The following is an 18072-nucleotide window of genomic DNA, read 5'->3' as shown; positions in this document are numbered from 1 at the left end:
GCTCTCAGTTCACGTCGATTCGCTACGGTGAACGCCTCGCGGAGATCGGCGCGACACCCTCGATCGGAACGGTCGGCGATTCGTATGACAACGCCCTGGGTCTCGACTACGAGCAGCTGCGCGAACGCGATCCTCGCCTGATCTACGTCTCCGGCACAGGGTTCGGCAAGGACGGGCCGTGGCAGAACCTCGGCATTCAGGACATGGTGCTGCAATCCGTGTCGGGCGCGACCTGGCACAATCGCGACGCCGACGGCCGGCCGCAGATCCATCCGATCCCCTTCATCGACTTCGGCACGGGAATGGCCATGGTCCAGGGCGTGCTCCTCGCACTCCTCGAACGGGGCGCCTCCGGGCTGGGACAGCGTGTGGACGTATCGCTGCTCGACACGGCCCTGTTCGAGCAGATGCAGGAGTACACAGCCTGGATGCTGCGTCGGCACGAGATCCACTGGGAGCGGGACAATCTCGTCGGAAGCCTCAGCACGGCGAATGGGTGGATCGCCGTGGTCGGCCTCTTCCAGCCCGACCCACTCGGCTCGATCTGTCGGGCACTCGAGATCGATGACCTCACCGCGCGACCCGAGTTCGCGGACGCAGCCGCACGGCAAGAGCAGAGCATCGGGTACGACGAGGCTCAGATCGCAACGCTGCTCGAGCAGTCCGTGGTGGCTTGACGGCCCGATCGGATTGAAGCCGCGAGCTGCCGGCCGCCCGCCGAGCTCCCTCTTGCACGCCCGGACGCGTCTCAGCGATCGCGAATCGCGAGAAACCTGATCGGCAGCTCCCGCAGCTCCACGGGGCCGTGCGGGGCCTCGCCGTCGAGCAGCAGGGAGTCGCCGGGTTCCATCTCGTACTCGTACCCGCCGTGCCCGTAGACCATGCTGCCTTCGAGCATGTAGAGGAACTCGGTGCCGGGGTGCTGGAACAGCGGAAAGACGTTTGATGCGTCGGTGAGGGTGACGAGGGTCGGCTCGATCGCGTCCGGAACGTCTTTCAGCACACCGAGCATCCGGTATTGGTGCCCGTGCTGGGTGCCGCTGCGCACGCTGACGCTGCCCTGCCCTGCTTTGGTGAACGACGCCTCGCGATCGCTGTCGCTGCCGCGGAACAGCGCCGTGACCGGCACGCGCAGCCCCTCCGCGAGGCGCTGCAGTGTCGTGAGCGAGCACGACGTGGTCGCCGACTCGATGCGGGAGATCATCGCCTTCGACAGCCCGGTGCGCGCCGCGAGCTCGGCGGCCGAGAGCCCCAGCTCCGCGCGGTAGTGGCGCACCTGCGCGGCGATGACCGGTTCGAGCACGCCCCCGGGCGCCCCATCGGTGACGGTCATCCGCCCATCATACGGACGGACCTGCGAGGGCCGAGAGCACGTCGGCGAGCGCGTCCGCGCCTGTCTCGGCGTCGGCGTCCTCGACGAGCTCCTCGGGCGAGTGCGAGATGCCAGTGGGGTTGCGGACGAACAGCATCGCGGTCGGGATCGCGTCCGCCAGCACGCCGGCGTCGTGGCCGGCGCCTGTGCCGAGCTCGGGTGTGTCCGGCAGCGCGCGACGCAGGTCGGCGCGCAGCGCCCGGTCGAAGTCCACGGTGGGGCTGAGCGACTCTTCGCGCACGTCGGCGGCGCAGCCCTCCTCAGCCGCGATCAGCGCGACGGCGTCACGGATGCGCGTGACGAGATCCGCGGTGACCAGGTCGTCCGGATGCCGCACGTCGAGCCAGAAGGCGACCCGCGACGCGATCACGTTTGTGCCGCCGGGCACCGGCTCGATGCGCCCCACGGTGGCGCGCGCGTCCGGCACCCCGCGCGCGAGATCGCGGATCGCGACGATGAGCCGTGCCGCGGCGACCATCGGGTCGCGGCGGTCCGCCATCAGCGTGGTGCCGGCGTGGTTGCCCTGCCCGCCGACCACGACGCGCCAGCGCCCGTGGCCGAGGATCGAGGCGCCGATCGCGATCGGACGGCCGAGATCGACGAGGCCGCGCCCCTGCTCGACGTGCAGCTCGACGAAGCACTCGGTATCGTCGAGCGCGGCCCGATCGAGCCCGACATGGCGTGGGTCGAGCCCGTCGCGCGCAACTGCGTCGGCGAGCGTGTCGCCCTCCCGGTCCGTCAGGGCGAGCGCCCGCTCCGGGTCGACGGCGCCCGCCATGAGCCGGGATCCGAGGCACGCCAGCCCGAACCGCGACCCCTCCTCCTCCGGGAACACGGCCAGCGCGAGGGGCCGGGACGGCGTGGTCCCCCGCGCGCGCAGCACGTCGACCGCGGCGAGCGCGGAGGCGACGCCGAGCGGCCCGTCGTAGCCGCCGCCGCCCGGCACCGAGTCGAGGTGGCTGCCGGTGACGATCGCCTTGCCGGCGCTGCCCTCGGGGCGCCACCACGCCCACAGGATGCCATTGCCGTCGCGGTGCACGTCGAGCCCGCGCGCCTGCGCGTGGCCGACGAACCACTCGCGCAGCTCTCGGTCTTCGTCGCCGTAGCCGGGGCGCGAATAGCCGCCGCGAGGGTCGGCGCCGATGTGGGCGATCTCGGCGAGCATGCCCGCGACGCTCACGCGCGCGCCCCGTTCGAGACGCGCGCCGAGAGGGGACGGAACCGGTCGGGCACGGTCCCGTCGCCCTCCACGAGCCGGGCCGCGTACTCGCCGATCAGGGGCGCGAACTTCGCACCGTGGCCCGAGCACGGCGACAGGATCGAGATGCCGTCGATCCTGTCGATCACGAACTCCTCGTCCGGGGTGTTCGTGAACAGGCACGTCGTCTCGGCGTACGGCTCGGGCACGAGACCGGGCAGGTTCCGCCGCACGTACTCGATCACCCGCTCGCGGCGCGCCACGTCGATTTCGCGGTCGTGCCAGGCGGCCGAGCGGATCACGGGCCCACCGTTGTACTCGGCGACCTTCTGCCCGCGGAAGTCGGCGTCGCGACCTCCCGGCAGCGCGTACACCTGGATCGGCGCGGTCTTGTGGATGATCGTGGGCCAGACATCCTGCGGGTCGCGGTACGGGAAGTGGAACGCCTGCTCCTGCCGCACCTCGAGCGCGGGGAACGCTGCCAGACGCTCGGGAGGCAGCCCGAGGCCGCCGAGCAGGTCGGACAGCCAACCACCCGCGCTCACCACGACCTGCTCGGCCTCGACGACCTCGCCTGTCGTGGACACGACCGCGTAGCCCGCGCCGCGCGGCGACACGGCGGCGGCCTGCCAGCCCGTGCGCACGGCGGCTCCGGCGGCCTCGGCGAGACGCAGCATCGTGCGGACCGCGTTCTCCGCGTCGATCACGCCGGCGGCCTCGTGCCACAGCACGGGCCCGTCGAACGCGATGCCGCCCCAGCGGTCCGCGGCCTCCGCGACGTCGATGAGCTCGTGCGCGACGCCCGCCGCCGCCAGCACCCGCGCGAGGCGCTCCGGATCGCGGGCGTCGCCGTGGTCGATCGCCCCGGCGGGCGAGATCAGCGTCACCCCGCCGTCGCGTTCGAGCTCGTCCCACCCGTGTCGCGACTCGACGACGAGCCGTGTGTAGAGCGGGTCCGGGTAGGCGTACCGGAAGATGCGCGCCGACCCGTGGGAGCTGCCCCAGTGGTTGGCTGGCTCGGTGCGCTCGAGCACGACGACGTCGTGCCCGCGACGGGCCAGCTGCCAGGCGGCGGCCGCGCCGGCGAGGCCGGCTCCGATCACGGCGACGGAGGTGGGGGGCATCTTCTCTCCCGGGTTCAGGCGGTGGGCGGGGCGGGGACGGGATGGATCGAGAAGCGAGCGACGACGCCGCGCCCCTCGAGCCGGCGGGTCGCGGCGGCGCCGGGCAGCAGCGCGGTCCCGACGGGAAGCCGCTCCCCCTCGAGCGAGAGCCCGGTCGTGAGGACGACGGCCGGCTCCACATTGTCGGCCGGGATCCGGAGCGACCCGTCGACGTGCGCGATGCGGCTCTCGCCCCGGGCCAGCACCCGTGGGGTCATGAGGTTGACGACCAGCGCTCCGGCGCTCGTCGGGGTCGGGATCACGCGCGCCTCGCCCGGGAAGCGCACCATGTCACCCGGATCGAGCCGGTGCACGGCGCCGTCGATCGCAAGGGTCAGTTGCTGATCGCCGGCGAGGACGAGCAGCCGGTCGGTGTCGGGGAACGTCGAGAACACGCTGCGGCCGCGGATCTCGGCGAGGCTCAGCCGCCACGCGAGGCGCCGTGCGAGCACGCGGGTGATGCCGAGGCCGTTGGCCCACGGCTCGGCGACGACCGAGCCGGGCGAGACGATGGCGGGCGCACCCGTCGCCGCGCCCGGCCCGACGCTCACGCGCGTCCCGGGATCCAGGACGTGCCGGCCAGCGGCACGCCCGCCATGGCCGCGGCCTCGACCGTGAGGGCCACGAGGTCCTCCGGTTCGAGGTTGCGCAGGTGTGACTTGCCGCACGCGCGGGCGATCGTCTGCGCCTCGAGGGTGAGCACCCGCAGGTAGTTCGCGAGGCGGCGTCCCGCGGCCACCGGGTCGAGCCGCGCCGAGAGCTCTGGATCCTGCGTCGAGATGCCGGCGGGGTCGCGTCCCTCCTGGAAGTCGTCGTAGAAGCCGGCCGCGGAGCCGAGCTTCGCGTACTCCTCCTCGTAGCGCGGGTCGTTGTCGCCGAGCGCGATGAGCGCGGCCGTGCCGATCGCGACCGCATCGGCGCCCAGCGCCATGGCCTTGGCGACGTCGGCGCCCGTGCGGATGCCGCCCGAGACGATGAGCTGCACGCCCGTGCGGTGCATGCCCAGATCCTGGAGCGCGGCGACGGCGGGGCCGATCGCCGCGAGCGTCGGGATGCCGACGTGCTCGATGAACACCTGCTGCGTGGCGGCCGTGCCGCCCTGCATGCCGTCGAGCACCACGACGTCCGCGCCGGCCTTCACGGCGAGCGCCGTGTCGTAGTATGGACGGGAGGCGCCGATCTTCACGTAGATCGGCACACGCCAATCGGTGATCTCGCGCAGCTCGGCGATCTTCACCGTCAGGTCGTCGGGCCCGGTCCAGTCCGGATGCCGGCTCGCCGAGCGCTGGTCGATGCCGACTGGGAGAGTGCGCATGCCGGCGACGCGCTCGGTGATCTTCTGGCCGAGCAGCATGCCGCCACCGCCGGGCTTGGCGCCCTGACCGAGCACGACCTCGATCGCATCCGCCTTGCGCAGGTCATCGGGGTTCATGCCGTAGCGCGACGGCAGGTACTGGTAGACGAGGTTCTTCGACTGTCCGCGCTCCTCCGGCGTCATGCCGCCGTCGCCCGTGGTCGTCGAGGTGCCCACGGCGCTCGCGCCGCGCCCCAGAGCCTCCTTGGCGTTGGCCGACAGGGCGCCGAAGCTCATGCCCGCGATCGTGACCGGGATGTCGAGCTGCACGGGGTTCTTCGCGTGGCGGGTGCCGAGCGTGACATCCGTGCCGCACTTCTCGCGGTATCCCTCGAGCGGATACCGCGACATGCTCGCCCCGAGGAAGAGCAGGTCGTCGAAGTGCGGGAGCGGGCGCTTGGCCCCCCAGCCGCGGATGTCGTAGATGCCGGTGGCCGCGGCGCGCTGGATGTCGTGGATCGTGGCCCGGTCGAACGTGGCAGACTCGCGCAGGCCGAGTGCTGCGAGATCCTGTGCGGTGCGGGCCGGGGCGGCGACGTCCTGGGTGGCGAGGTCGAGAGTCATGCTGCTTCCCTTTCGGCTCAGTACGCGTCGGCGTTGTCGACTTTGAAGTGGTAGAGGTCGCGCGCGGATCCGTAGCGACGGAACTCGGACGGATCCTCGGTGCGGCCCGCGCGCCGCAGCAGCTCGCCGAGCTCGGCGAGGTGCTCCTCGCGCATCGCCTTCTCGATGCAGTCCGCCCCGAGCGACGCGACCTCGCCGCGGACGTAGATCCGGGCCTCGTAGATGGAGTCGCCGAGCGCGTCGCCCGCGTCGCCGCAGACCACCAGCCGGCCGGCCTGCGCCATGAACGCCGACGCGTGGCCGATGCTGCCGCCCACGACGATGTCGACGCCCTTCATCGAGATGCCGCACCGGGCGCCCGTGTTGCCGTCGACGACCACGAGCCCCCCGTGCCCGGTCGCGCCGGTCGACTGGGACGCGTCTCCGGTCACGTGCACGACGCCCGACATGATGTTCTCCGCCAGCCCCACGCCCGCGCTGCCGCGCACCTTGACGGTGCCGCGCTGGTGCATCCCGGCGAAGTAGTAGCCGACGTTCCCCTCGATCGTGACGTCGAGCTCGCGGTCGATGCCCGCGGCGATGTTGTGCTGGCCCGCGGGGTGCTCGACGATCCACGCCGTGCCGTCGGCCGCGTCGTGGAGCCGCTGGTTGAGCTCCCGCACGGTCGCGGTCGACAGGTCGACGACGGTCGCCTCCGTCGTGCGGGCGTCGATCGGGGTCAGGGTGGTCATCGGGTCGCTCCTTCCGCGACGAGGGCGTCGGCGGCCGGCCCGGCGTCGGCCGTCGGCGGGGCGTCGACGTGCCAGGTGTAGACGACGCCGGGGATGGGCTCGAAGATGCGGGCGCTCTCGATGCCGGGCAGCTCCGCGAGCGCGCGGTACTCCGATGCCATGGCGACCCAGTCGTCCGTCTCCGCGATGATCGCGGGCTTGCACGCGATGGGGTCGCGAACCACGGCCATGCCGTCGGCGGTGGTGACGACGAGCGTGTAGAAGCCGTCGAAGACCTCACCGAGGTTCTCCAGTGCCGTCTTGAGGTCGTCGCCCTGCGCCATCCGCCAGGCGATGTATCGCGCGCCCACCTCCGAGTCGTTCTCGCTGTCGAACTCGACGCCCTGACGGCGCAGCATGCGCCGGATGGACGCGTGGTTGCTGAACGAGCCGTTGTGCACGAGGCAGAGGTCCTCGGACACCGTGAACGGATGGGCGCCGCCGGCGGTGACCGCCGACTCCGTGGCCATGCGCGTGTGCGAGAGGCCCTGCACGCCACCGGCGCTCGTGAGCCGGTAGACCTCGGCCAGCTCGACCGGGTGCCCGACGCCCTTCAGCACGGCGACGTGCTCGCCGCGCCCGATGACGTGGCCCTCGGGGAGGACCTCGGCGACTGCGGCCTCGAGCACTGCGGGCTCGACCTTCGCGTTGATGAGCGTCGACTCCGCGTAGTCCGTCACCGCGACGTCGCTGCCACCGGGCAGCACGCCGGCGAGGCGCTCGGCGAGCTCGTCTGCGGCGAAACCCGCGTCGAGGACGGTCACGGTCGCGGTGCCCGATGGCGTCAGCCGCTCCGAGCCATACAGCGCGAGACCGGCCGAATCCGGCCCCCGGTCGACGATCTCGCAGAGCATTCCGTGCATGAGCCGCCCCAGGCTGTCACGCAGCCACGGGTTGCGGATCTGCAACGCAGCGATACCGCACATGTCTTTCTCCTGTCGTCTTCTCCGCGTGTCAGTACGCGGTGAGGTAGTGGTCGATCTCCCAGTCGCTGACGGTGTTGTGCCAGCGCAGGAACTCCTCTTCCTTCGCGTCGGCGAAGTACGCGCCCACGCCGCGGCCGCCATCCACGGCGGAAAGCAGCCTGTCGTCGTCGCGCAGCGCGTCGACAGCGTGCAGCAGCGTGCGCGGCAGCTCGGCCGAGTCCTCCCGGAACTCGCCGGGCCCGCACGGGTCTCCCGGGTCGGCCCGCCGGTCGAGGCCGTCGATGCCGGCGAACAGCGTGGTGGCGATGGCGAGGTAGGGGTTCGCGGAGCCGTCGCCCGCGCGCAGCTCGACGCGGTTGCCGTCGGGGACGCGGATGAAGTGGGTGCGGTCGTTCCCCCCGTACGACGCGCGGCGGGGCGACCACGTCGCCCCCGAGGCGCTCGTGGTGGCGCCGCGGCGCTTGTAGGAGTTGACGCTCGGCGCCAGGAAGAGCTGCAGGGCCGCCGCGTGGTCGAGCACGCCGGCGACGAACGAGTACGCCGTGCCGGACAAGCCGAGGCCGCGAGCGTCCTCGGTGTCCGGGAAGACCGGGCTGCCGTCCTGCCACAGCGACAGGTGCAGGTGCAGCCCGCTACCCGTGCGGTCCGTGAACGGCTTCGGCATGAACGTCGCCGTCATTCCACGCTGCTCGGCCATCACGTTGATCAGGTAGCGGAGGGTGATGACGCGATCGGCGGTGACGAGCGCGTCCGCGTACGCGAAATTCTGCTCGAACTGGCCGGACGCATCCTCGTGGTCATTCGCGTAGTTCGCCCAGCCGAGGGTGTTCATGGCGTCGCTGACCGCGGTGAGGTGCTCGTACATCCGCGTGAGGCCGCGCGCGTCGTAGCACGCCCGCTCGCCGTCGCGGCGGTCGGCGGTGATCAGGCGGCCATCGTCGTCCCTGTCGAGCAGGAAGTACTCGACCTCCGCGCCCACCTTGCACGTGAAGCCGCGCTCGGCGAGCGCCGCCAGCGCGTTCTTCAGGATGACGCGCGGCGCATAGGGCCAGGGCTCGCCGTTAACGTGCGGGTCGCAGTGCACGATCGCGAGACCCTCGCGAATGAACGGCACGGGCATGTACGAGTCCATGTCGGGGACCGCGATGAGGTCCGGGTCGTGCGGACGCTGACCGACGAGGCCCGCCGCGAAGCCGGCGAATCCGAGCTCTCCGGCCTCCAGCTCGTCGGCCGCCGAGATCGGCACGAGCTTGGCGCACGGCTTTCCGTTCATGTCGACGAACAGCGCGAGGATGAACCGCACGTCATCGGCGAGGGCACGCTCCTTCAGGCTGAGCGTCGGCGCCAGCATCTCGGTCGCCGGTGGGCTGAGCAGGGTCATCGATCTCTCCTCCGCGGGAAGTTTACCACCAGTGAATTGTGTTCCCTGACGTTAGCGCGCCCACGGCGACTCGCAGTGTTCGAGGGCGTTACAACCCTGTTAAATGCGCGGCGGTTCGCGAAACACGGACTTCATCATCGCGAAACCCGGTTCAGTTCCCTGTCCGTAAACCTGGTTGCACACACCGCCCCCGGTGTGCGCAACCCCACGAGAGAGGCATATCCATGGACAGCGGACAGTTCACCTGGGCGATCGTCGCGACCGCCCTCGTCGTCTTCATGACACCCGGCATCGCGCTCTTCTACGGCGGCATGGTCAAGGCCAAGTCCGTCGTCAGCATGATGATGCTCAGCGTCGGCGCGATGGGCGTCGTCGGCATGCTCTGGGTGCTCTACGGCTTCAACATGTCGGTGATCGCGGATGCCGAGGACGGCTCGTTCCCCGGCTTCCAGTTCGCCGGCAACCCAATCACCGAGAACTTCGCGCTCGCTGGCCTCGACAGCTTCACCCTGATCTCAGCGGCGTACGGGGCCACCTTCGCGATCGCGACCACCGCTCTCGTATCGGGCGCGATCGCCGACCGCGCGAAGTTCGGCTCCTGGCTGGTGTTCGCCGGCCTGTGGGCATCGTTCGCGTACTTCCCGGTGGCCGGCTGGGTCTGGGGTGCGGGCGGCTGGGTGTTCGATCTCGGCGAGATCCTCGGCCTCGAGGCCTCCACGATCGACTACGCCGGCGGCACGGCCGTACACATCAACTCGGCCGCCGCCGCCCTCGCGCTCGCTCTTGTGCTCGGCAAGCGCATTCACTTCGCGAAGGGCGTCGCCAAACCGCACAACGTGCCCCTGACTCTGATCGGCGTGGGCATCCTGTTCTTCGGGTGGTTCGGCTTCAACGCCGGTGCAGAGGGCACCTTCGGCCTGCTCGGGCCCGACAACGTCGACGCCGGTGAGATCATCGTCAACACACTGGTGGCGGGCTGCGCCGGCATCATCGGCTGGGTGCTTGTCGAGCAGGTCAAGGAGGGCAAGGCCACTGCGGTCGGGGCGGGTTCGGGCGCTATCGCCGGCCTCGTCGCGATCACGCCGGCGTGCGCCGCGCTCGACCCGGGCTGGGCCCTGCTGCTCGGCCTCATCGCAGGCGCCGTCTGCGCCCTCGCCATCGAGCTGAAGTACAAGCTGGGCTTCGACGACTCGCTCGACGTGGTCGGCATCCACGGCGTCGGCGGCTTCCTCGGCTGCTGGTACCTGGGCTTCTTCGCCCAGGGAACGGGGCTGTTCACCGGCGGCGACCTCTCCCAGCTGGTCGTGCAGGTGATCGCGTCGGTCGGCGTCGCCGCGTACTCCTTCGCCATCACGTGGATCCTCGGCTTCGCGATCGAGAAGACGATCGGATTCCGCGTGAAGAACGAGGACGAGATCGCCGGCATCGACACCGTGCACCACGAAGGGGCGTACACGCTCACGGACTGATGACGGCCGCGGATAAGGATCGCACGGGCGATGCGGGTGGGCTCTGCTCGCGACACGCGCCACCCGTGCGATCTCCATGTCCGCTCAGAAACTGCTTGACACCCACAACCCGACATCCCTATCTTGATCACGAGGTCAAATTTCACTCAATATTGACTAGAAATTTAGGAGCAGTGAGCGCATGAGCCATGTCGAGATCGCGGGCGCCGGCCTGTCAGGACTGACGGCCGCAGCCGCTTTCGCCAAAGCCGGATGGTCCGTGCGGGTGCACGAGAAGTCGTCCGAGCTGCGAGAGATCGGCGCCGGCATCTACCTGTGGGAGAACGGTCTTCGAGCGCTCGAGGAGATCGGGGCGTACGACACGGTCGTCGCCGAAGGCGAGTGGGTCGAGGAACCGCTGCTGCGCGACCACCGCGGCCAGACGCTCCAGGAGGAGTGGCTGCAGAACCACCGCCTGGTCACGGTCGGTCGACGACACCTCCACCGTTCGCTGGTCGACAACGCCAGGCGGCTCGGCGTGGAGATCGTGACCGACTCCCCCATCACCGGCGCCTTCCCGAACGGAACGCTCGTCGGCGCGGACGGAACCGAGTATCGAGCAGATCTCGCCATCGGAGCAGACGGCGTGTTCTCGAAGGTGCGCGACGCCCTCGGGCTCCGCACCTCGTTGGTCGATCTTCGGGATGGCGGCGGGAGGCACATCGTCCCCCGAACGGCCGATGACCCCGTCGGACGCACGATCGAGCAATGGAACGGCGGTCGCCGCATCGGCATCGTCCCCTGCTCACCCGACGAGACATACATCTTCCTCTGCTGCCCCGCGGATGACCACGACGGACGAGACCAGCAGCCCTTCAGCCCCGGCACCTGGCTTGAGTCCTTCCCCGAGTTCCGCTCGCAGCTCGAGCGGATCCCCACCGACACGGAGGGGCGTTGGGCGCCCTTCCACGACGTCACGGTCAGCTCCTGGCGCGCCGGGAGGACGGTGCTCGTGGGCGACGCCGCCCACGCGATGTCGCCGAACCTCGGCCAGGCGGCGTGCGTCGCCATGACCAACGCCGTCTCGCTCGCCGTGCATGCCTCGAACTCCCGTCATCTCGACATGGCCCTGCGCTCGTGGGAAGCGCAGATGCGGCCGATCGCTGACGGTGTGCAGAAGTACTCGCGCATCTACGGCCGCGTGGGAACGCACTGGCCGCGTCCGCTGCTCGACATCCGCTCCACCCTCGTCAAGCGGTTCGCCTCGTCCCGCAGGGTGCAGGGCGCCATCAACTTCGCCGCCGAGCACTACCCCGCTGGCCACGTGCGCGTCCCCTGATCCGTCTTCTTCGAGCTGCACCCAAACGCATTCGTCCGATGGACAACGACTGAAGGAGCTCCACCATGAATCGCACACAGCCCGCCCTCTTGCTGGCGGCACTCGCCGCCGTGTCACTCAGCGCCTGCTCGCAGGAAGGCGGGACGGCCAGCGAGGAGCCCATCAGCGGCGACTCCTGGACCGTCCCAGCCCTTGTGACCGACTGCTCGTCGGACGATGTGGACCCGGCAGGCTGCACAGGCCCGAGCGAGGCGACCGAATACACCTCGCTCGACGCCGAGAACGTGACCGCGCCGTGGCGCCTCTGCGCCGTGATCCCGCACCTGAAGGACTCCACGTGGGTGGGCGTCGACTACGGGCTCGTGCTCCAGGCACAGCGGCTCGACGTGAACCTCTCGGTGGTCGACGCGGGCGGCTACGAGAACCTCTCCAAGCAGGTCTCCCAGATCGAGGACTGCGTCAGCTCCGACGCCGACGCGATCCTCGTCAGCGCTGTCAGCTACGACTCGGTCAACCAGGCCGTGCAGCGTGCGATGGATGCGGGCATCACGGTCGTCGACGTCGGCAACGGGTTCTCCCTCCCGGACGTGCCCGGTCGGGTTCTGCAGGACTACGTCGACATGGGCGGCGTGATCGGGACGCATCTCGCCGAGAGCGCTGAGCCGCTCAAGGTGGCTGTGCTGCCAGGACCGGCCGGCGCAGGCTGGGCAGAGCGCTCGCTGCTCGGGTTCCAGGAGGCGATCGAGGGCAGCGACGTCGAGATCGTCGACGTCAAGTACGGCGACACCGGCAAAGAGGTGCAGCTCGGCCTGATCGAGGATGTCCTGTCCGCGAATCCCGACATCGATGCCCTGGTGGGCAACGCCGTCATGGTCGAGTCCGCGGTCGCCGTGCTCGCAGAGCAGGGACGCACCGAGCAGGTCGCGCTGTACGGCACGTACGTCACCCCCGAGACCGTGAAGCTGATGTCGGCCGGTCGTGCGAACTGCGGACCGTCAGAGCAGTCGAGTCTCATCGGTCAGATGTCGGTCGACCTTGCCGTACGGCTCCTCGAGCAGGAGGTTCTCGCCGAGCCGCCCACACGCTTCTCCCCGGAGCCGCTGCTGATCTGCGGCTCTGCCGAAGGCGGCTCCGACAACGTCGAGTCCTTCGACGCGACGGGCAGCTTCGCGCCGGAGGGCTGGCAGCCCGTCTCGGTCGTCGAGTCGACTCGCTGATCCGGGATGGCTCCCGTCATGCAGAAGACCGAGTACGTCGTGCGGGGGACGATCCGCACGATGGGACCTCATGGTGTCGTCGAGGCGCTGCACGTACGCGGCTCGCAGATCGCCGCGGTCGGCGACGCCGGGCTCGCGGATGAGCTCATCTCACGCGGTGTGCCCGTCATCGACGTGCCCCGCGACGGAGCCGCTCTGCCCGCCTTCGTCGACCCCCACGTGCACCTGACGCAGTACGCGGTCGCTACCGCTCGCGGGGTCGACTGCCGGGTTCCGCGCTGCACGGGCATCGCCGATGTCACCGACGCGCTGCGCGACCGAGCGCGTGAGACGCCTGAGGGCGAATGGGTGATCGGGTACGGCAATCTCTTCTTCGATCAGAAGCTCGCCGAGCGCCGCTTCCCGACGCGAAGCGAGCTCGACGCGGTCTCGACCCGTCACCCCATCGTGATCCACTGCGGCGGGCATGTGTCGATCCTGAACACGGCGGCGCTGCGTGCCGCACGCGTCGAACGCTTCCTTCAGGCCGGCATGGGGCTCTGGGGCAGTCCCGTCGTCGGGGTGGACAACGACGGCAACCCGAGCGGGTACGTCGCGGAAGTCGACGGGCACCTGCCTATCCCGGCGCCTTCTCGCGAGGAGACGACGGCGTGGGTGCGAGAGCGGTACGCGGCGGACTACCTCGCCAACGGGGTGGTCACCGTCGGAGAGATGCTGGAGTCCGACGCGCAGCTCGGCGCGTTGGAGGGCCTCGCCGCAGACGAGAGCGCGGCCTGCCGCGTCGCGCTATATGCCATCGCGCCGGGATTCCGACCGGTCGACGAGGCCTTCGACTGGGTCGCGGGCTTCACAGGCTCACCCGGACGCCTCTGGGCACAGGGAGTGAAGATGTTCGTCGACGGCGGGTACTCCGCGCGCAACGCCGCGAGTCTGCAGCCGTACAGCCCGGATCACTCGCCGCGCCCCGGGTACCGAGGCCGGCTCAACAAGAGCCGAGACGAGCTGCTGCACGCTTTCGGCCTGGCCGCCGAGAGGGACATCCAGGTCGCCCTGCACACCAACGGCACTCGTGCCCAGGCGGAGGTCCTGAAGGCGCTGAGCGCCTTCCCGCACCGGATCGACGTGCGCGTGGAGCACCTCGGGAACGTGCTGGAGGATGTGGCCGACATCGATGCGTGGAAGGCGACCGGCGTCGTCCCCGTGCTGCAGCCGGGGTTCCTGTCGAACTTCATCGGCGACTATCTGCCGATGCTCTTTCCCGGCCACGGCGTCAACGGGCGCGTGCCGCTGCGCACCATCCTCGACGCGGCCGTGGCGCCCGCCTTCAGCTCGGACGTGGCGGTCGGGGGCGACATCGACGCTACTAATCCGTGGCACACGATCTGGAGCGCAGTCGCGCGTCGCAGCTTCTGGGACGTCGAGGTCGAGCCGACGGAAGCGATCAGCGTCGAGGAGGCGCTCCGAGCACACACGCTCGACGCCGCTCGCGCCCTCGGCGCATCTGACCGGCTCGGCAGCCTGGAGGCGGGCAAGGAAGCCGACCTGGTCATCGTCGGACGCGACCCCGTCCACTCCTCCACAGACGGCATCGCGGCGACGGAGACGCTCGCGGTTCACCGCGCGGGGGTAGAGGTCTTCACCGCCGGGAAGGCCGGCGAGTGAGCGCTCTGCTCGAGCTGCGGGGCCTGTCGAAGGCGTTCGGCCCGTTCATCGCGCTCAGCGACGTCTCCTTGAAGGTGCTGGCCGGGCAGGTTCACGCCGTCATGGGCGAGAACGGGGCTGGCAAGTCCACTCTGATCAAGGCGCTCAGCGGACTGCATGCTCCCAGCTCCGGCGAGATCCTCTTCGACGGCCGACCGGTGAGATTCGATTCGCCGACGCAGGCCACGGACCTCGGAATCCGCACGGTGTTCCAAGAGCTGCACATCGCGCCACACATGAGCGTCGCCGAGAACATCACGCTGGGCTCCACTCCGACGGTAGCCGGCCTGATCGATCGACGCCGCATGCGCGATGAGGCGCGGGCAGTCCTCTCCAGGCTCGGCGTCGACCTGGATGTCGACGCGCGCGCGGGCAGGCTGTCCCGCTCCGAGCAGCAGCTGATCGAGATCGCGCGCTCGCTGATCGGCGAGGCCCGCCTCCTCATCCTCGATGAGCCGACGGCGTCCCTCGGCGAGTCAGAGAGCCGCCGTCTGCTCGACATCGTGCGCCGATTGGCAGGCGAAGGCGTCGGTGTGATCTACGTGAGCCACCGCATGCACGAAGTGCTGGACATCGCCGACGTCGTCACAGTGCTGCGTGACGGCGTTCACGTGGCCACGCACACCGCCCCCGTCGGAGCGGATGCGCTCGTCGAGGCGATGATCGGCCGACCGGCGGGGCAGCTCTACGCGCACACCCCGGGAGCGACCGGTCCCGCCGTGCTCGAAGTCGCGAATCTCAGCGCCGTCGGCGTCCACGACGCGAGCTTGGTCGTCCACGCCGGAGAGGTGGTGGGGATAGCAGGCCTGATCGGGTCCGGAAAGTCGGAGCTGGCCCGCACGCTCGCTGGGCTGCAGCCTGCGAGATCGGGCACCGTTCTCATCGGAGGGAAGCCCTGCGGCGCCCGCACGATCTCCGGGATGCTCAAGGCGGGCCTGATGTACTACCCCTCCGACCGCCGTCGGGAGGGGCTCGTGCTGCGCCGGCCGCTCTATGAGTCGGTCACTCTCGGGGCGCTCGGCTCCGCCGGGCTGACCCGCTTCGGGCTGATCGACAGGCGGGCCGAACGGCGGCGCGCCGAGGAGCTCACGGAACGGCTCGCTCTGCGTCCCGCCGACGTGACTCGCCATGCGCTGCTGTACTCGGGGGGCAATCAGCAGAAGGCGCTCATCGCCCGAGGGCTCCTGCGTCAAGCCGTGGTCCACGTGTTCGACGAGCCGACCGTGGGCATCGATGTGGGAGCGAAGGCCGATGTGTACGCGCAGATCGACAGCACTGCGCGCGGCGGCGCCGGGGTGGTCGTCGTCTCGTCCGACCTCACCGAGCTCATCGGCATCAGTGACCGCGTCTACGTCGTGGCCGAGGGGCGCATCCGCGGCGAGTTGCGCGGCGACGAGATCACCGAACAGGCGATCGCCGAACGATTCTTCTGAACTCCCTTCCCGAAGAGGAACTGACATGACTGCTCTCTCCACCGGACCCGACCGCCAGACGGTCACGCAGCGCATCGCTGTGGCGGTCGCGCGCACGCGCGTCGCCAATCGGCTCATGCTTCTGATGCTGCCTCTCCTCGTGCTCGCGCTGGGCGTGGCGTTCGCCATCCTGGAACCTCGCTTCCTGGAATCTGGCAACATCATCAACGTCGCTCGCCAATCCGTTTTCCTGTTGCTCATCGCGCTCGGACAGATGGTGGTGCTGATCAACGCTCAGCTCGACCTCTCCGTCGGCGCGACGGTCGCGTTCACGTCCGTGATTGTGGCTTCGGCCACCGCTGCGATCGGCGAAGGGCCGCTGGCTCTCGTCGCGGGCGTCGGCATAGCGATCGCCGTCGGCGTGGCGGTCGGCCTCTTCAACGGACTGATCGTGGCAGTCTGGCGCGTGCCGTCGTTCATGACGACGCTCGGAACGACCTCGATCCTCACCGGCGTCGCGTTGCTGATCACGAAGGGTGCCCCCATCACGGGAGTTCCCTTCTCCCTCATGGACGTGCTGGGCACCGGCGCAGTCGCAGGAATCCCTGTGCCCGTCATCGTCGCCGCCCTCCTGCTTCTGCTCGTCACGCTGTTCATGACGCGCGTTCCCGCGGGGCGCAACATGTACGCGGTCGGCGGGAATGCCGAGGCCGCTCGCGTCGCGGGCATCAACGTGAAGGGCACCCTGATCCTGGCCTTCGTCGTCTGTGGGACGCTCTCCGCGATCGCCGGGCTGCTGCTGACGTCGCGGCTCGGTTCGGGCGAGGCGTCGGTAGGGGGCAGCTACGTGATGCTGTCCATCGCGGCGGCCGTGCTCGGCGGCACGTCGTTGTTCGGCGGCGAGGGCATCGTCTGGCGCGTGCTTCTGGGCGTGCTGTTCCTCGGCGTGCTGAGCAACGGCATGAACCTCCTTCACGTGGCGAGCTATATCCAGGAGATCGTCATCGGGGCCGTCCTCATTCTGGCCGTGGGCGTCGAACGACTCCGAGAGAAGGCGTGATCGCCGCGGGCGGTCTCACGCCAGGTTCGGCAAAGCCGCTCCAGCCGTATGATCGGGGAAGGATGGGGGAACGCTCGATGCACGTCGACGGCGACCGGATCCGCAAGCTCCGGAAGGCTGCGGGACGCACTCTGGCGTCGATCGCGGCCGACACGAGTCTCTCCGTCAGCTTCCTCTCGCTCGTCGAACGAGGGATATCGGAACCGTCGTTCGACTCGCTCATGCGCATCGCCGGATCGCTAAACGTGCCGATGCAGGCCATCGTGCGTGAGGTGCCGGACGCCTCCTCCCCTGCTGAGCAGCTGTCTGGAGGCTCGGGCGTCTATCGGGACCGATACGTGACTCCCGAGACGACCCGCACCATCCAGGTGCTGGAGGCGATGCTCGAGCCGGGGCGACGCTCGCGCGTCCACTCATACACTCATCCGGAGGACGAGGAGTGCATCTTCGTGCTCGAGGGCGAGTTGGAGTTCACTCTCGACGGCACGGTGCACCGTCTCGGCGCGGGGGACTCGCTCGTGATCGACCCGCGCCTGCCGCACTCGTACGCGAACACCGGCGCCCGGCCGGCTCGGTGGCTCTGGATCTCCGCCAAGCGGTGACGACGACGGCCTCCCGCCGCGCGCCGGCCCCGCTGGGCGGTCAAGTCCCTGGTGGTGGTGTAGCGCTCGGTCCTTCGTGTTGATGGTTCAGGCGCTGAGTTCGAGGTTGGTGTCGGTCACCTCCTCGGGGCTGTTGTCAGCGACGAGGGTGAGCCTGCTTTTGGCGAGGATGTCGAGGCCGAGGTAGCGGCGGCCTTCGGCCCATTCGTCGGTCTGCTCGGCGAGCACCGCGCCGACGAGGCGGATGATCGCGTCCCGGTTCGGGAAGATGCCCACCGAGTCGGTGCGGCGGCGGATCTCACGGTTGAGCCGCTCGTTCGGATTATTGGACCAGATCTGCTGCCAGAGGCCCTCTGGGAACCCGGTGAAGGCGAGGATGTCGGCCCGGGCGGTGTCGAGGTGCTCGAACGCGTCGGGCAGCTTCTGGTCGACGTAGTCCAGCAGCCGATCGAACTGAATCGGCCTGGGTTTCGTTCCGTTCTTGAAGCAAGGATGGAACGCGATGAACCGGAAGTACTCTCCCGAGATGCGCGAGCGCGCGCTGCGGATGCTCGATGAGGCCAAG

At 69.7% G+C, this 18072-nt stretch carries 17 protein-coding genes; 8 read left to right on the top strand and 9 right to left on the bottom strand.

From position 1 onward, the window contains the following. The first annotated feature begins 95 nt into the window (after nt 1-95). A complete protein-coding gene (locus ASD19_RS07800; protein ID WP_327040469.1) occupies nt 96-677 on the top strand; it encodes a CoA transferase in 582 nt (193 codons plus the stop codon). A gap of 71 nt (nt 678-748) precedes the next feature. Here ASD19_RS07800 and ASD19_RS07795 read toward each other — a convergent pair whose 3' ends face one another. Genes ASD19_RS07795 through glnT form a run of 8 tightly spaced genes read right to left on the bottom strand, consistent with a single transcriptional unit; the run spans nt 749 to nt 8728 of the window. After that, entirely contained in the window at nt 749-1333 is a 585-nt protein-coding gene (locus tag ASD19_RS07795; protein ID WP_055990819.1) for a helix-turn-helix domain-containing protein, read from the bottom strand. Between the two features lie 7 nt (nt 1334-1340). Further along, the gene (locus ASD19_RS07790) at nt 1341-2537 is read right to left on the bottom strand and encodes an allantoate amidohydrolase (RefSeq protein WP_055990828.1); all 1197 of its coding nucleotides are present in this window, start codon (nt 2535-2537) and stop codon (nt 1341-1343) included. Between the two features lie 11 nt (nt 2538-2548). Then, complete coding sequence (locus ASD19_RS07785) at nt 2549-3694, bottom strand: FAD-dependent oxidoreductase (protein WP_055990816.1); 1146 nt, start codon at nt 3692-3694, stop codon at nt 2549-2551. 14 nt (nt 3695-3708) lie between these two features. Continuing rightward, nucleotides 3709-4284 carry a HutD family protein gene (locus ASD19_RS07780; RefSeq protein WP_055990813.1) on the bottom strand — a complete coding sequence of 192 codons (576 nt, stop codon included), beginning with the start codon at nt 4282-4284 and terminating at the stop codon, nt 3709-3711. Next, nucleotides 4281-5651, bottom strand: a complete 1371-nt coding sequence (locus ASD19_RS07775; RefSeq protein WP_082543083.1) for an FMN-binding glutamate synthase family protein — start codon at nt 5649-5651, stop codon at nt 4281-4283. Before ASD19_RS07775 ends, ASD19_RS07780 begins: the two co-directional genes overlap by 4 nt. 17 nt (nt 5652-5668) lie before the next feature. After that, nucleotides 5669-6382 (bottom strand): hypothetical protein, encoded by a 714-nt coding sequence (locus ASD19_RS07770; RefSeq protein ID WP_055990809.1) that lies wholly within the window; start codon nt 6380-6382, stop codon nt 5669-5671. Beyond that, the gene (locus ASD19_RS07765) at nt 6379-7347 is read right to left on the bottom strand and encodes a glutamine amidotransferase (protein ID WP_082543082.1); all 969 of its coding nucleotides are present in this window, start codon (nt 7345-7347) and stop codon (nt 6379-6381) included. Before ASD19_RS07765 ends, ASD19_RS07770 begins: the two co-directional genes overlap by 4 nt. Nucleotides 7348-7375: 28 nt before the next feature. After that, nucleotides 7376-8728, bottom strand: coding sequence for a type III glutamate--ammonia ligase (gene glnT / locus ASD19_RS07760; RefSeq protein ID WP_055990806.1), 1353 nt, complete (start codon nt 8726-8728; stop codon nt 7376-7378). Nucleotides 8729-8952: 224 nt separating this feature from the next. Between glnT and ASD19_RS07755 the strand changes: the two genes are divergently transcribed. The 7 genes from ASD19_RS07755 (at nt 8953) to ASD19_RS07725 (ending at nt 17507) form a co-directional block, all read left to right on the top strand. Next, nucleotides 8953-10197 (top strand): ammonium transporter, encoded by a 1245-nt coding sequence (locus ASD19_RS07755; RefSeq protein WP_055990803.1) that lies wholly within the window; start codon nt 8953-8955, stop codon nt 10195-10197. 181 nt (nt 10198-10378) lie between these two features. After that, nucleotides 10379-11515 carry an FAD-dependent oxidoreductase gene (locus tag ASD19_RS07750; protein ID WP_055990800.1) on the top strand — a complete coding sequence of 379 codons (1137 nt, stop codon included), beginning with the start codon at nt 10379-10381 and terminating at the stop codon, nt 11513-11515. Nucleotides 11516-11580: 65 nt separating this feature from the next. Further along, a complete protein-coding gene (torT, locus tag ASD19_RS07745; RefSeq protein WP_082543081.1) occupies nt 11581-12732 on the top strand; it encodes a TMAO reductase system periplasmic protein TorT in 1152 nt (383 codons plus the stop codon). 18 nt (nt 12733-12750) lie between these two features. Continuing rightward, a complete protein-coding gene (locus ASD19_RS07740; protein ID WP_055990797.1) occupies nt 12751-14394 on the top strand; it encodes an amidohydrolase in 1644 nt (547 codons plus the stop codon). Then, nucleotides 14391-15866: a sugar ABC transporter ATP-binding protein gene (locus tag ASD19_RS07735; RefSeq protein ID WP_055990794.1), complete on the top strand. Its 1476-nt coding sequence runs from the start codon at nt 14391-14393 to the stop codon at nt 15864-15866. The genes ASD19_RS07740 and ASD19_RS07735 overlap by 4 nt, the downstream gene beginning before the upstream one ends. A 25-nt stretch (nt 15867-15891) precedes the next feature. Further along, complete coding sequence (locus ASD19_RS07730) at nt 15892-16905, top strand: ABC transporter permease (RefSeq protein ID WP_055990791.1); 1014 nt, start codon at nt 15892-15894, stop codon at nt 16903-16905. 62 nt (nt 16906-16967) lie between these two features. Continuing rightward, complete coding sequence (locus ASD19_RS07725) at nt 16968-17507, top strand: helix-turn-helix domain-containing protein (protein WP_082543079.1); 540 nt, start codon at nt 16968-16970, stop codon at nt 17505-17507. A gap of 87 nt (nt 17508-17594) precedes the next feature. Here the strand turns inward: ASD19_RS07725 and ASD19_RS07720 are convergent. Then, nucleotides 17595-18072: transposase (locus tag ASD19_RS07720; protein ID WP_235563000.1), on the bottom strand; the 478-nt coding region annotated here is incomplete at its 5' end.

This window comes from Microbacterium sp. Root53, assembly GCF_001426925.1.
In the GTDB taxonomy this organism is placed as follows: Bacteria; Actinomycetota; Actinomycetes; order Actinomycetales; family Microbacteriaceae; genus Microbacterium.
This window is presented reverse-complemented; position numbering and strand designations above follow the sequence as displayed.